At 45.1% G+C, this 13742-nt stretch carries 15 protein-coding genes; 10 read left to right on the top strand and 5 right to left on the bottom strand.

Going from position 1 to position 13742, the window contains the following annotated elements:
- The first annotated feature begins 63 nt into the window (after positions 1-63).
- The 5 genes from rlmB to rplI all read left to right on the top strand — a co-directional run bounded on the left by rlmB (position 64) and on the right by rplI (position 2504).
- On the top strand, positions 64-798 hold the full coding sequence (rlmB, locus tag AAC855_RS12115) for a 23S rRNA (guanosine(2251)-2'-O)-methyltransferase RlmB (protein WP_340609899.1): 735 nt from the start codon (positions 64-66) through the stop codon (positions 796-798).
- 260 nt (positions 799-1058) lie between these two features.
- Positions 1059-1457: a 30S ribosomal protein S6 gene (gene rpsF / locus AAC855_RS12110; protein ID WP_086955108.1), complete on the top strand. Its 399-nt coding sequence runs from the start codon at positions 1059-1061 to the stop codon at positions 1455-1457.
- 5 nt (positions 1458-1462) lie between these two features.
- Positions 1463-1780 (top strand): primosomal replication protein N, encoded by a 318-nt coding sequence (gene priB / locus AAC855_RS12105; RefSeq protein WP_340609898.1) that lies wholly within the window; start codon positions 1463-1465, stop codon positions 1778-1780.
- 4 nt (positions 1781-1784) lie between these two features.
- The gene (gene rpsR / locus AAC855_RS12100) at positions 1785-2012 is read left to right on the top strand and encodes a 30S ribosomal protein S18 (protein ID WP_000135199.1); all 228 of its coding nucleotides are present in this window, start codon (positions 1785-1787) and stop codon (positions 2010-2012) included.
- A gap of 39 nt (positions 2013-2051) precedes the next feature.
- The gene (gene rplI / locus AAC855_RS12095; RefSeq protein ID WP_340609897.1) at positions 2052-2504 is read left to right on the top strand and encodes a 50S ribosomal protein L9; all 453 of its coding nucleotides are present in this window, start codon (positions 2052-2054) and stop codon (positions 2502-2504) included.
- Between the two features lie 67 nt (positions 2505-2571).
- On the opposite strand, the gene AAC855_RS12090 is transcribed toward rplI, so the two are convergent.
- Positions 2572-2901: a type II toxin-antitoxin system PemK/MazF family toxin gene (locus tag AAC855_RS12090; RefSeq protein ID WP_340609895.1), complete on the bottom strand. Its 330-nt coding sequence runs from the start codon at positions 2899-2901 to the stop codon at positions 2572-2574.
- Positions 2901-3158 (bottom strand): AbrB/MazE/SpoVT family DNA-binding domain-containing protein, encoded by a 258-nt coding sequence (locus tag AAC855_RS12085; RefSeq protein ID WP_340609893.1) that lies wholly within the window; start codon positions 3156-3158, stop codon positions 2901-2903. Before AAC855_RS12085 ends, AAC855_RS12090 begins: the two co-directional genes overlap by 1 nt.
- A gap of 154 nt (positions 3159-3312) precedes the next feature.
- On the opposite strand from AAC855_RS12085, the gene AAC855_RS12080 reads away from it, so the two are divergent.
- Both AAC855_RS12080 and cysQ read left to right on the top strand, forming a co-directional pair.
- Positions 3313-3933, top strand: coding sequence for a BamJ family beta-barrel-assembly machinery protein (locus tag AAC855_RS12080; protein ID WP_099109373.1), 621 nt, complete (start codon positions 3313-3315; stop codon positions 3931-3933).
- 61 nt (positions 3934-3994) lie between these two features.
- Positions 3995-4735: a 3'(2'),5'-bisphosphate nucleotidase CysQ gene (gene cysQ, locus AAC855_RS12075; RefSeq protein ID WP_340609891.1), complete on the top strand. Its 741-nt coding sequence runs from the start codon at positions 3995-3997 to the stop codon at positions 4733-4735.
- Between the two features lie 75 nt (positions 4736-4810).
- Here cysQ and AAC855_RS12070 read toward each other — a convergent pair whose 3' ends face one another.
- On the bottom strand, positions 4811-5368 hold the full coding sequence (locus AAC855_RS12070; RefSeq protein ID WP_340609889.1) for a YtfJ family protein: 558 nt from the start codon (positions 5366-5368) through the stop codon (positions 4811-4813).
- 324 nt (positions 5369-5692) lie between these two features.
- On the opposite strand from AAC855_RS12070, the gene AAC855_RS12065 reads away from it, so the two are divergent.
- Positions 5693-5899 (top strand): DUF1107 domain-containing protein, encoded by a 207-nt coding sequence (locus AAC855_RS12065; RefSeq protein WP_340609887.1) that lies wholly within the window; start codon positions 5693-5695, stop codon positions 5897-5899.
- A 65-nt stretch (positions 5900-5964) separates the two neighbouring features.
- Here the strand turns inward: AAC855_RS12065 and paeA are convergent, their stop codons facing one another.
- Together paeA and msrA are read right to left on the bottom strand one after the other, a co-directional pair.
- Positions 5965-7293: a polyamine export protein PaeA gene (gene paeA / locus AAC855_RS12060; protein ID WP_340609885.1), complete on the bottom strand. Its 1329-nt coding sequence runs from the start codon at positions 7291-7293 to the stop codon at positions 5965-5967.
- Between the two features lie 163 nt (positions 7294-7456).
- Positions 7457-8104, bottom strand: a complete 648-nt coding sequence (gene msrA / locus AAC855_RS12055; RefSeq protein ID WP_340609884.1) for a peptide-methionine (S)-S-oxide reductase MsrA — start codon at positions 8102-8104, stop codon at positions 7457-7459.
- Positions 8105-8239: 135 nt separating this feature from the next.
- Here msrA and tamA point away from each other — a divergent pair, with 135 nt between their 5' ends.
- Entirely contained in the window at positions 8240-9982 is a 1743-nt protein-coding gene (tamA, locus tag AAC855_RS12050) for an autotransporter assembly complex protein TamA (RefSeq protein ID WP_340609883.1), read from the top strand.
- Positions 9979-13740 (top strand): autotransporter assembly complex protein TamB, encoded by a 3762-nt coding sequence (tamB, locus tag AAC855_RS12045; RefSeq protein WP_340609881.1) that lies wholly within the window; start codon positions 9979-9981, stop codon positions 13738-13740. The genes tamA and tamB overlap by 4 nt, the downstream gene beginning before the upstream one ends.
- Positions 13741-13742 lie beyond the last annotated feature (2 nt).

Genomic DNA, 13742 nt, shown 5'->3' with positions numbered 1-13742 from the left:
AGTGAAAAATATAGACGACAGGGCGGTTTTCGCCGCCCTCCATTTTTTAGGTATCATCCAGTCATGAGTGAAATTATCTACGGTATTCATGCCGTTAAAGCCTTATTGGAGCGTGACCCGCAACGCTTCATGGAAGTTTATGTCCTGAAAGGGCGCGAAGATCGTCGTTTGACCCCGTTGTTGCAGGAACTGGAAAGCATCGGGATTTCTGTTCAACTGGCTAACCGCCAATGGCTGGATACACAGACAGAAAATGCGGTACATCAGGGGATCATCGCTAAAGTTAAACCCGGACGCCAATATCAGGAGAATGATCTGCCTGATTTACTGGCTCAGTGTGAACGTCCTTTCCTGCTGGTGCTGGATGGTGTGACTGACCCACATAATCTGGGAGCCTGCCTGCGTACTGCGGATGCCGCTGGAGTTCATGCCGTTATCGTTCCCCGTGACCGTTCAGCGCAGCTGAATGCAACCGCGAAGAAAGTTGCCTGTGGTGCCGCAGAAAGCGTGCCGCTGATCCGCGTGACTAACCTCGCCCGTACTTTGCGTTTATTGCAGGAACACAATGTCTGGATTGTGGGTACAGCGGGAGAAGCCACTCATTCCCTGTATCAAAGCAAATTGACCGGCCCGATGGCATTGGTCATGGGTGCTGAGGGTGAAGGTATGCGCCGTCTGACTCGTGATCATTGTGATGAGCTGGTCAGTATTCCGATGGCTGGTTCTGTTTCTTCTCTGAATGTCTCCGTTGCAACGGGCGTTTGCCTGTTTGAAATCATGCGTCAGAGAAGTGCTTAAAAATATACCCTATGGATTTCGAGATGCGTCGCGGCAGCAAGGGAGTGCATCCCCGGAAGCATAGATAACTATGTGACCGGGGTGAGTGAGCGCTGCCAACAAAGAGGCAGATTGAAAGACGACGGGTATTACTTGAGTTTTTTCTACTACGCAGGTATAGTGACGCGTCGATTTTTCAGCCGTACTTAACACGTTCCTTGCCTCCATGGGCCACGGCTGACCCTGACAGGAGGCTGAATAATCCGTAAGGAGCAATGATAATGCGTCATTACGAAATCGTTTTTATGGTCCATCCTGACCAGAGCGAACAGGTTCCGGGCATGATCGAGCGTTACAGTGCAACTATCACTAACGCACAAGGTCAGATCCATCGTCTGGAAGACTGGGGCCGCCGTCAACTGGCTTATCCAATCAACAAACTGCACAAAGCTCACTACGTTCTGTTGAACGTTGAAGCTCCACAAGAAGCGATTGATGAGCTGGAAACTAACTTCCGCTTCAACGATGCCGTTATCCGCAGCATGGTTATGCGTACTAAGCACGCAGTAACTGAACCATCACCAATGGTTAAGGCTAAAGACGAACGTCGCAGCCGTGACCTGGTCCTGGAAGAAGGCCTGGTTGATGATGTTGATGAAGCTGGGGATTCTGAAGAGTAATCTCTGTGACAGCTAATCGTTTGGTGCTTTCTGGCACAGTGTGCAAGACACCGATACGAAAAGTCAGTCCATCTGGTATTCCGCATTGTCAGTTTGTGCTTGAACATCGTTCACAGCAACAGGAAGCCGGGTTCAACAGGCAGTCATGGTGCAGAATGCCCGTGATTGCCAGCGGACAATTGTTACAAGAATATACTCACAGTATAACGGTCGGTAGTCGAATAACCGTTTCAGGATTCATTAACTCCCATCATGGGCGTAATGGTCTTAGCAAACTGGTTCTTCATGCCGAGCAGATTGAATTGATAGATTCTGGAGACTAGCCAAATGGCACGTTATTTCCGTCGTCGCAAGTTCTGCCGTTTCACAGCGGAAGGCGTACAAGAGATTGATTATAAAGACATTGCTACGCTGAAAAACTACATCACTGAAAGTGGTAAAATTGTACCTAGCCGCATCACCGGCACTCGTGCAAAATATCAGCGTCAGCTCGCTCGTGCTATCAAGCGTGCACGCTACCTGTCTTTGTTGCCTTATACTGATCGTCATCAGTAATAGGCACAGTCCATTCACGACTTTGAGAAGGATAAGGTAATGCAAGTTATTCTGCTTGATAAAGTAGCGAACCTGGGTAGCCTGGGTGACCAAGTTAACGTTAAAGCGGGTTATGCCCGTAACTTCTTAGTTCCACAGGGCAAAGCTGTTCCTGCAACTAAGAAAAACATCGAATTTTTCGAAGCTCGCCGTGCTGAACTGGAAGCTAAACTGGCTGACGTTCTGGCAGCAGCACAAGCTCGTGCAGAGCAAATCAATGCACTGGGCGCTGTGACTATCGCTTCTAAAGCGGGTGACGAAGGCAAACTGTTCGGTTCTATCGGTACTCGTGACATCGCTGATGCAGTTACTGCTGCTGGTGTTGCTGTAGCTAAGAGCGAAGTTCGTCTGCCTAACGGCGTTCTGCGTACTGTTGGTGAGCACGAAGTTCACTTCCAGGTACACAGCGATGTGTTCGCACAGCTGAACGTTAGCATTGTTCCAGAAGCTTAATCTCTGATTAGCGACAAGAACATGTGAACAACAAAAAACGCTGGCATTGCCAGCGTTTTTTGTTTTCTCATGAAATGATGATCTTAGCTATTTCACTTACTTTTTCGGTGATATCTTGAGGTGCTCTCTCAATAAATTTGACCTGCCAATTAGAAAAATCTAATGATTTTATCTGATGAATAAGTATTGCGCCTTGGGTAGAGAGATCCTTGGGTAAGATAACCTCCATATTCATCCCTCTCTTCATACTGGTAATCGGGGCTACAATAGCAAACCCTGTATGCTCGTTGAACATTTTGCGAGAGAGTACAAATGCAGGACGACGTTTCATGATCTCTTTTCCTGCACTTGGGTCAAAATCTAATGAAACAATGTCTCCTTTTTCTGGTATATACATCAGAGTATTTCCTTACCAGCAGGCTTGGAGTTAAGCCACTCTTTATCTTCTTCTGTGATTGTAAAGCATTCTTTGGGGCTTCCTGCTAACAGTGATTCCAGAGTTAATTCTTCTTCAATTGGTGTGAGTACAATTCTGTTATCCTGAATGGACAGTTCTAACTTTGAGCCAGTATGCAGATTCAGTGTTTTCACAATCGCTTTTGGAATACTAACAATGTTAGCTCCCCCAGATTGACGAATAACGACAGCAGCCATAATTGTGTCTCCTTCTGCTTAATTTATGCTCTAGTATAGCAATAGGTAATGTTTTACAAAAGTAAAACTCCCTCTTTTTAATTCCTTCGTGCGTTTACCCATCCAGACAGGGCTGTTATGCTTGAACCTTTATTTATCCAATAAAGGTAATTTCATGACAAAACCTTCTTTTGAATCTATTGAAGCACGTGCAAGCTACGGTATTGGTTTGCAGGTTGGACAACAATTGCAGGAATCCGGTTTGCAAGGGCTTGAGCCAGAAGCTTTGCTGGCAGGTCTGTGTGATGCACTGGAAAGCCGTGCTCCGGCACTTCCTGTAGAAGAACTGCATCGTGCTCTGCGTGAAGTACATGAGCGTGCCGATGGTGTTCGTCGTGAGCGTCAACAGGCAATGGCGGAAGAAGGCAAAAAGTTCCTGGCAGAAAATGTACAGCGTGAAGGTGTGAGCAGCACTGAGTCTGGTTTACAGTTCTCTGTTCTGACTCAGGGTGATGGTGCAATTCCGGCTCGCAGTGACCGTGTTCGCGTTCACTACACTGGCCGTCTGATCGATGGCACTGTATTTGACAGCTCTGTACAGCGTGGAACACCAGCAGAATTTCCTGTCAGCGGTGTGATCCCAGGCTGGATTGAGGCTTTGACGCTGATGCCTGTTGGTTCGAAGTGGGAACTTTATATTCCTCACAACCTGGCTTACGGTGAGCGCGGTGCAGGTGCTTCTATTCCTCCTTACAGCACTCTGATCTTTGAAGTAGAACTACTTGAGATCCTGTAATTCTGAACAATAAAATAGCTGGATAACCGGCTATTTTATTTTAGAAAATGCAGAGGTGTATATGTTACAACAGATCTGCCAACTTGCACGGGAAGCAGGTGCCGCCATCATGTCCGTTTATCATGATGAGCAACCGATGCAAATAAAGCATAAAACCGATGATTCACCCGTTACTGCTGCGGATATTGCCGCACATAAAATCATCAAAGCAGGGCTGACACGTATTTCGCCTGATATTCCACTAATATCCGAAGAAGACCCTCCAACATGGGATGAGAGAAAAAACTGGCGTCGTTACTGGCTGGTGGATCCATTGGATGGAACGAAAGAATTCATTAATCGGAATGGCGAATTTACGGTCAATATCGCACTGATTGAAGAGGGTATTCCTGTCATGGGGGTTGTGTATGTTCCAGTACGCGACGTCCTTTATTCAGGGTATGAGCGGCATGCGTGGAAGGAAACTAACGGGCAGAAATTCCCTATCAAAGTGGTTTCTGCAACACCCCCAACTGTCGTGGTTAGCCGTTCTCATATGGATGATGAACTGAAGGATTATCTTACCCAGCTAGGGGCTCACCAAACACTGTCAGTCGGGTCGTCACTTAAATTTTGCATGGTAGCTGAGGGGAAAGCCCAGCTTTATCCTCGCTTCGGGCCGACAAATATCTGGGATACTGCCGCAGGCCATGCTGTTGCACTGGCTGCAGGTGGGCATGTCACCGACTGGGCAGGTAAAACTCTGGACTATACGCCGCGTGAATCGTTTTTAAACCCGGGATTTAGGGTGACGATTTTTTAATGAGGTAAAGTGATAATGGTTCCTGATGAAACCATTATCACCAGCCAATATAATCGGATATTTTTAATATAACGATTAATTTTTCAGCTCTTCTTTGATTAACGTAAGGACATGCTTGATATCTTCATTGTTCAACTTGCCATCTTTGACAAACTGTACGATACCGTTTTTATCCAACACAATAATCGCTGAGCTTTTAGGCTCCAGACCCCATGCTTGTTTGGCAACACCATCACTATCGACAATAAATTGCGACCATGGGAACTCTTTCTTGCTGTCTTCAAGGCTGCTACGGACGAAAGCACTGGTGCCGAAGATCGCATCATCAGTGTTTACAACACTGGTTGTCTGATATTTATCTTTCGGAAGGTCAGCGGCTTTTAGGGCTTGAATGAGAGGATCATTCATCTCTTTGGCAGAGCTGCGTCCGGCAATATGCTGGATGGTTCTGACTTTCCCCGGCAGTTCTGCACTGCTCCATTGCTGATAGCTAAACTTGCCATTGTTGAGAAGGAGTTCACCTTTGTCTGCTACAATTACGGCAGGTACAGGTTGCCCGACAGTCATGTTATGAGCAAATGCAGTAATTGAAGTTAAGCCCAAAATCAAAGTTAACACTATGTTTCTTAGCATATTTATTCCTTACTTATCATGATGTGACATGTTATCAGGGAGTATCATACCCAGCATAGCGACTGTTAACTGGTCTGCTCTCATAAAATAAAACAATTTGCTAACATTCGAAATAAAATATAAGCAAATCTCCAACAAGGATAACATAATGCTCTATTTTTTCATTATGTTACGCTAAAACAGCGATTGAATCTTCGGCATTCGGGAACGAATTTCCAGATGCAGAGTCTATAGAACGTACACAGCAGTGATGTGCCTTTTGATTCACTAATTGTACAGCACAGAAAAATAGTATCGTAAGAAGCATGGAGGAGTAAAAAAGAGATGAAAATCTTTCAGCGCTATAATCCACTAAAAATTGCTCTCTACGTAAAAACCCTATTTCGTGGAAGGTTATACATCAAAGACATGGGTGCCTTTGAATTTAATTATGGGAAAATTCTACCTCCCAAAATAAAAGATAAACGCCATTTCAGTGTCATGAGTGAAGTTAACCAACAGGTATTGCTTCTACAGGCCGAAATGGGGTAGTTCCAAAATAAAATAGTTTTGGGAATTGAATGAACGGCCTTTCGGCCGTTTTTTATTATTGGGCGTTATTCAGATATTGCCTGCTCTGCGTGGCTACTGGAAGGGGTTGGGGTATCAACAATTTTGGTTACCAGTAGTTGGTCGATTTTATAATTATCAATATCGACCACTTCGAATTTATACCCACTGAACTTCACATAATCGGTACGTTTCGGAATTTTCCGCAGACGGAACATCATAAAGCCAGCAATGGTTTCATAATTGCTGGAGTCCGGGAAGTCTTCAATATCCAAAACCCGTAACACATCTTCGATAGGCGTGCCGCCTTCGACTAACCAGGAATTTTCATCACGGACAACAATCTGCTCTTCCTGACCCTGACCAATTAAATCTCCCATGAGAGTCGTCATGACGTCATTCAGCGTTATCACACCCATTACCAGCGCGTATTCATTCAGAATGATGGCGAAGTCATCTCCGGCAGCCTTGAAACTTTCCAGTGTGTCAGATAGCGAAAGGGTATCAGGGATCATTAATGCATTGCGGATTTGAACACCACTTTTCAGGTTGAGACTTTGCCCACTCAGAACACGGTTCAGTAAATCTTTGGAGTCTACATAACCCATGACATGGTCGATATCGCCATCACACACAAGGAATTTTGAGTGTGGATGAGTAGAGATCTTTTCTTTGATACTGTTTTCGTCTTCATTCTTATCAAAATAAATCACGCTTTCGCGGGAGGTCATGGCAGACGGAACCGTACGGGATTCCAGTTCGAAAACATTTTCAATTAATTCATGCTCTTGCTTACGTAATACCCCTGCGACAGCACCAGCTTCAACGACAGCATAAATATCATCAGAGGTAATATCTTCATTACGGGCCATCGGGATTTTAAAAATCTTGAATATGCAGTCCGCAAGCCCATTGAATAGCCAGACTAAAGGCCGGGATATTGCCAGACAAAAACGCATTGGGTTAACAATCCTGATAGCAACGGCTTCAGGCTTAATCATTCCAAGACGCTTAGGTGTTAGATCAGCAAGTAGAATGAAAAGGCTGGTGACGATAATAAAAGAGCAGATAAAGCCGAGTTGCTCTGCCCAGTCATGGGGCATGAAGCTGGTCAGTAGTGACTTAATGGCAGGTGAAAATGCCGATTCTCCAACAACACCCGCGAGGATTGCTACTGCATTCAGACCAATCTGTACGACAGTAAAAAACCGGCCCGGAGTTTCCTGTAACTTAAGAACGCGGGCAGCATTAATATTTCCCTCGTTCACCATCAGTTTTAGTTTGATTCTTCTTGAAGCTGCCAGAGAAATTTCAGATAACGAAAAAAATGCGCTGATAGCACAAAGCAAAAGTATGATTAATAAACTGTTTAACATAAAGTATCCATGTCTTATCTTCAGTGGCAGGGTAGTTTTTTATTTGAATAACACTGAAGAAAGGAGTGAAAAATTACACAAATAAAAACTTACGACAATGATAATATGCCGTAAGTTAAATGAATTTAGTCAAATAATTATAACATTGGGTTGACTAAACTGGCTAGTTTCTGGACGTAGGTGGGAAACAGATCCCCGTTCCTCCCAGTCCACAATATCCTTCAGGGTTTTTCATCAGGTATTGCTGGTGATAATCTTCCGCAAAATAGAAGGGGCCGGCTGCCCGGATCTCTGTGGTGATCGTGCGCTGATCCCCATTCGCATCCATCGCTAACTGATATTGCTCAAGGCTGGCGACTGCCTGTGCATAGTGTTCAGGAGAAACAGTATAAAGAGCGGAACGATATTGTGTACCAATATCACCATGCTGACGCATCCCCTGTGCCGGATCGTGATTTTCCCAGAACAGTTTTAATAATTGGCTATAGGTAATTTTTGTCGGGTCAAACACAATTCTGACAACTTCAGCATGCCCGGTTAATCCTGAACAAACTTCTTCATAGGTCGGGTTAGGCGTAATGCCGCCACTATAGCCGGCTGAAGTGGTATAAACCCCTTCTTGTTGCCAGAACAGGCGCTCAACACCCCAGAAGCACCCCATTCCGATATACGCAATTTCCATATTTTCAGGGATGTTATCTATCGCATGCTGTGTAACGTAATGATAGGGTGATACAGTTAATGGTAATTCTCGACCGGGTAATGCACTTTGTTCAGAAACATGTTGGCTTTCGTTAGTTGAATTTGGCAAGATTCTCTCCTGTTTATCATCTATTTTATGGTTATAGCGTTGCTTGTGTATCTATAAAGCTTTACCAAAATTAATTTATGGCAGTATTTTTATACTGCTGAATACTACCCCTAAATAAATGTATTAGGAGTGAGCGTGTCACGATACTCTTTCATATTTGTGCTTTGTGTGTCTATCGCAACTCCATCGGCTTATAGTGCAAATTTACGATTGAAAGTGGAAGGACTTTCTGGCGAACTGGAAAAAAATGCCAGAGTGCAGCTCTCAAACATTAGTACTGATGAAGTTTCTCCCGATGGACGTTTTCGTGCCCGTGTTGAGAAAGCTATACGAAAAGGACTCAGGCCACTGGGATATTATGAGCCTACAATTGAATTCACTTATCAGGAAAATATTCCGCCTTCCCGCCCTGTTTTAACAGCGAAAGTCACGTTAGGGGAACCGGTTCGGATTGCCGGTGTTAAAGTTGATTTGGAAGGCGGAGCCAGAACCGATCCTGATTATGCGGCAATGATCAAAAAAAATATGCCGAAGGATGGGACGATCCTGAATCATGGTGAGTATGAAAGTTTTAAGAGTGCGCTGAATAATCTTGCTCTCAGGAAAGGGTATTTTGATGCCGAAATGAAAAAAAGTGAGCTGGAAGTCTCTAAAGAACGGCATATATCTTACTGGGATTTTGATTTCGATAGCGGGCAGCGTTATCGTTTTGGCCCTGTTAAATTTCAGGGTTCACAAATCCGCGAAAACTACCTGAATAATCTGGTGCCATTTAAAGAGGGTGATTATTACTCTTCGGAAGAGCTGGCAGAACTTAACCGTCGTTTGGCTGATACCGGCTGGTTTAACTCAGCGGTTGTCGTACCTGATTTTAAAACGGGCCGGGAGAGTAAAGATAAAATATTACCGCTGGATGCGTCATTAGTTCCCCGCTCTGCCAACTATGTTGAGTTAGGTGGAGGGTATGCAACAGATGTTGGTCCCCGTGTTCAGATTAAATGGAAAAAACCGTGGCTGAATTCCCGTGGGCATAGTTTAAGCACCAGTATCAATGTTTCCAGGCGTGATCAGGTGATTGATGCATCTTATAAAATGCCACTTAAGGCTAACCCGCTTGAGCAGTATTACGAATTGCAAACCGGTTATAAACGTAAAGAACTCAACGATACCACTTCTGATACAGCAACTTTAAACCTCTCCCGCAACTGGGATCTCTCCACCGGATGGCGCTATGGTGTCAACCTGCGCTGGAGCCTAAGCCACTTTACACAGGCTAATGTGACTAATACCACCGCGTTGCTTTATCCGGGAGCTAATGTCAGCCGAATCCGCCAGCGTGGGGGCACAATGCCTTATTGGGGGGATAGCCAGCGCTATTCAATTGATATCTCTGATACAACCTGGCATTCAGATGTAGATTTTATGGTGTTACAGGCTCATCACGTCTGGATCAGGACGTTACGTGATAAACATCGTTTTGTTGTGCGTGGTGATCTTGGTTGGATAGAAACCAATCAATTTGAGCGGGTGCCGCCGGATTTGCGTTTCTTCGCTGGTGGCGATCGCAGTATTCGTGGTTACAAGTATCAGAAAATTTCACCTAAAGACAGTGATGGTAAATTGACAGGTGCATCAAAACTGGTTATTGGCTCGCTGGAGTATCAATACAATGTTCATGGCAACTGGTGGGGAGCGATGTTTGTGGATACCGGCGAAGCAGTCAATGATATCAAAAGGAGTAACTTCAAAACCGGTGCAGGTATTGGCGTGCGCTGGGCTTCTCCCGTCGGGCCGATTAAGTTCGACCTTGCTTCTCCGGTAGGGGACAAAAATAATCATGAGGTTCAGTTTTACATTGGCTTAGGGGCTGAACTATGAGGTGGGTAAAAAGAGTTAGTATTGCTTTCCTGCTGATTGTTGGCTTGTTGTTAATCACGGTTGTGGGATTAGTGACGACACAAACCGGCCTGCATTTTATGATTAACAGTGCAACGCGTTTGGTGCCGGGGCTGGAGATAGCAAGTGTCAGTGGTGGCTGGCGTGATTTAACGCTGAAAGGCATTAAATATAAGATGCCGGGTATCGATGTTAATGCTGATAATTTTCACCTTTCACTACGGCTTTCCTGTTTACATCGCAGCCATATCTGCGCCAATGCTCTGACAACGGAAGGCGTCTCTGTTCTGGTTAATACAGCAGAGCTTCCGCCATCAGAGAAATCGCCGGAGTCTGAGCCATTAACTGAACTGAAAACGCCGTATCCTATCGAGTTAGATCTGCTTTCTTTAAAGAATATTCACGTCAAAGTCGACGATATCGCGATTGATTTAGGTGAATTTAATGCGGGAGCACAGTGGCAGGAAAAGCATCTGACGTTAAGGCCAATACAAATCAGCAATCTTTTGGTTGCACTACCCAAAAAGCCTGTTGAGCCTGCTGAACAAAAACCCCGGCCAAAAACTGAATCTGAACAATCATTGGGTGAAATTTTAAAGACGCTGTTTGCCAAGCCACTTTTGGCAGACTTGCCTGCGGTTCCTATTCCTCTTGATATCACGGTAGAAAATATTCACGGTCGCCAGCTTCGTTTGACGGGGGATACCGATATCACCATCAATGATGTGGAGCTGAAAGCCAGTAATCAGGGGCAAGATGTAGATATCAAAAACTTTAGCGTGAGTGCGCCGGAAGGCTCTTTAACAATACAGGGAACGGCAAAGCTTGCAGAACAGTGGCCGGTTAAATTGTCAGTTAAGGGTAGTACTACGCTGGAACCGGTCAAAGGACAACATTTTCAGGCAAAACTGAATGGGGCCTTGCTACAGCAACTGAATCTGGTACTAAATCTTGCAGGGCCCGTGGATGCGGATCTGGATGTTCAGGCGGAATTAGCTAAAGCAAACTTACCTATGCGCCTGACACTGGTCAGTAAACACCTACAATGGCCATTAACGGAAGAAGCGGAATATCAGCTTAATGATGTCAGGTTACACCTGAATGGTAAAGCCAGCGATTATGACCTTTCCCTGCGCTCTGATATTAAAGGGAATGAACTTCCTCCGGCATTATTGGTTCTGGATGCAAAGGGAAATGAGGAGCTGCTCCGACTCACTCGTTTGCGCCTGTCTGCATTACAGGGCAATGCCGATCTCACAGGTGTGGTTGACTGGAGTAAAGCCATTAGCTGGAATGCTCAGTTGCACCTGCATGGTATTGACACTGAAAAACAGTGGCCGGAATGGCCTGCCAGAATAGACGGTAAGGTAGCGGTTCGAGGTAGCTTATACGGTGGGAGCTGGCAGCTTCAGTTACCTGAGATAGCCCTTGATGGTCATGTGAAACAGAACAGTATCAAAATGCATGGCAAAGTTTCCGGCAATGCAGCGGGACAATGGGATATCCCCCAATTTAACGTTATTTTCGGGCGTAATACGCTGGATGTGAAAGGCAGTCTTACTGATGAAAAATGGGAATTGGATGGCGATATTCATGCACCGCAATTAAATGGCCTGTTACCGGGGCTGTCTGGTGTGGTTATGGGGGATTTGAAACTGCGTGGCAACCTCAAAGCGCCTCAGGTCGTTGCAGACTTAAACGCGCGTGGTGTGCGTTGGCAAAATGATTTGTCGGTAGATAGCGCGGTTATTAAAGGTGATTTACGTTCAACGGATCAAATTGAAGGCCGGTTATCAGTCATCATTCAGCAGCTGAAACAGGCGGACTTGGCTATCAATAATCTGGAGCTTAACGCCAAGGGCACAGAAAGACAGCATGAACTGCAATTACGGGTGGATGGAAGCCCTGTATCAGGCCATTTGGCTCTGAATGGCAGTTTTGACCGTAAACAGGAACGCTGGAAAGGTAATATCAATAATACTTACTTTGATACGCCTGTTGGCGAGTGGCGTTTAAGTAAAGCCGTGACGTTTGATTACCAACATTCACAGCAGAAAGTGCTCGTGGGCACTCATTGTTGGCTGAACCCGAATGCTCAGCTCTGTATCCCGAAACCGATAGAAGCAGGCAGCAGCGGGCAGGCTGATATCATACTGGAGCGTTTTGATCTTGCCATGATCCAGCCATATCTGGATAAGACAACTCAGCTAAAAGGGATATTCAGTGGTCATGCTAATGTCAAATGGACGGAAGGGCATCAATTACCACAGGTAAAAATGGCGCTTGAAGGTGATGGTGTTCAGCTTCGACAGATTGTGGAAGGTTCTACGTTACCCGTTGATTTCGAAAGGTTGACTTTGAATGCTGGCTTAAAAAACGGGAAGGTTGATTTATCGTGGTTGTTTAAACTGGTCGGCAATGGCCAATTAGATGGTAATGTTCAGATAGATGATTTGGCGGGACGACGTAAATTATCGGGTAATGTCGATGCCCGTTTTCTTTCTCTTAAGCTGATTAAGCCCATTTTGGACAAAGGTGAAAAAGCTGACGGAACTTTGAATGCAAATCTGAACCTTGGCGGGAGTGCCAAGAATCCATTGTTGTATGGTTTTCTGAAGGCAGATGTTTTACAGGTTAATAGTCACTGGCTGCCATTTGATATTAACCAGAGCCAGTTATCCGTTTATTTTGATGGCGTCCGTTCAGATCTGGAAGGTGTCATTAAAACCCCTCAGGGGCAGCTTAATCTCCACGGGAATGCAGACTGGCGTAATTTAAACGCCTGGTCTGCCAGAGTCACTGCTTATGGGGATAAACTGCGGGTGACTGTGCCACCCATGGTTAAAATAGATGTCAGTCCTGATTTGGTTTTTGAGGCAACACCCCATTTATTGAAGCTCAATGGTAGTGTGGGTATCCCATGGGCCCGTATTACTGTACAAGAGTTGCCTGAATCTGCCGTAGGTATTTCTTCTGACGAAGTTATGTTGGATAAAAATCTTCAGCCGATAGAAAAGAAAAAGTCTTCCATTTTGATTCAAAGTGACTTAAATATTCACATAGGTAATGATGTTCGCTTGAATGCATTTGGCTTGAATGCCCAGTTGAAAGGCGATCTGAAAGTTATTCAGGATCAACAAGGTCTGGCGCTGAATGGTCAAATTGATATTCCGGATGGTCAATTTCGTGCTTATGGGCAGGATTTACAGGTGCGCAAGGGGCTGATTATGTTCTCTGGCCCACCGGATCAACCCCTGTTGAATATTGAAGCAATCCGCAATCCTGAATCGACAGCGAATAATGTCATCGCTGGTGTGAGGGTGATGGGGCTGGCAGATAAGCCTAAAATTGAAATTTTCTCTGAGCCGGTTAAATCGCAACAGGAAGCACTTTCTTACTTGTTGCGTGGTGAAGGTTTAGAGAAGGGAGGCTCTGACAACTCCCAGATGACTTCTATGCTGATCGGCCTCGGCGTTGCCCAGAGCGGTAAATTAGTAGGCAAAATAGGTGAAACCTTTGGTGTCTCTGATCTGGCTTTGGATACTCAGGGAATTGGTAATAAATCGCAGGTTGTTGTGAGTGGTAAAATTACCAACGACTTACAGGTAAAATATGGCGTTGGCATTTTTGACTCACTGGCAACTCTGACCCTACGTTACCGAGTAATGCCAAGATTGTATCTGGAAGCGGTATCTGGTATTGATCAGGCTTTAGATCTGCTCTATGAGTTTGAGTTTTAACG

Source organism: Xenorhabdus bharatensis (genome assembly GCF_037996705.1).
Taxonomy (GTDB): Bacteria; Pseudomonadota; Gammaproteobacteria; order Enterobacterales; family Enterobacteriaceae; genus Xenorhabdus; species Xenorhabdus bharatensis.
The sequence above is the reverse complement of the archived record's forward strand: the minus strand, read 5'-3'. Positions and strand labels throughout refer to the sequence as shown.

Excerpts from the sequence above, each read along its gene's own strand:
- paeA (WP_340609885.1), bottom strand. The coding sequence starts at position 7,293 with ATGTTAAACAGTTTATTAATCATACTTTTGCTTTGTGCTATCAGCGCA.
- rplI (WP_340609897.1), top strand. The coding sequence starts at position 2,052 with ATGCAAGTTATTCTGCTTGATAAAGTAGCGAACCTGGGTAGCCTGGGT.
- rpsF (WP_086955108.1), top strand. The coding sequence starts at position 1,059 with ATGCGTCATTACGAAATCGTTTTTATGGTCCATCCTGACCAGAGCGAA.
- AAC855_RS12080 (WP_099109373.1), top strand. The coding sequence starts at position 3,313 with ATGACAAAACCTTCTTTTGAATCTATTGAAGCACGTGCAAGCTACGGT.
- AAC855_RS12065 (WP_340609887.1), top strand. The coding sequence starts at position 5,693 with ATGAAAATCTTTCAGCGCTATAATCCACTAAAAATTGCTCTCTACGTA.
- AAC855_RS12090 (WP_340609895.1), bottom strand. The coding sequence starts at position 2,901 with ATGTATATACCAGAAAAAGGAGACATTGTTTCATTAGATTTTGACCCA.
- AAC855_RS12070 (WP_340609889.1), bottom strand. The coding sequence starts at position 5,368 with ATGCTAAGAAACATAGTGTTAACTTTGATTTTGGGCTTAACTTCAATT.
- rpsR (WP_000135199.1), top strand. The coding sequence starts at position 1,785 with ATGGCACGTTATTTCCGTCGTCGCAAGTTCTGCCGTTTCACAGCGGAA.
- tamB (WP_340609881.1), top strand. The coding sequence starts at position 9,979 with ATGAGGTGGGTAAAAAGAGTTAGTATTGCTTTCCTGCTGATTGTTGGC.
- rlmB (WP_340609899.1), top strand. The coding sequence starts at position 64 with ATGAGTGAAATTATCTACGGTATTCATGCCGTTAAAGCCTTATTGGAG.
- cysQ (WP_340609891.1), top strand. The coding sequence starts at position 3,995 with ATGTTACAACAGATCTGCCAACTTGCACGGGAAGCAGGTGCCGCCATC.
- AAC855_RS12085 (WP_340609893.1), bottom strand. The coding sequence starts at position 3,158 with ATGGCTGCTGTCGTTATTCGTCAATCTGGGGGAGCTAACATTGTTAGT.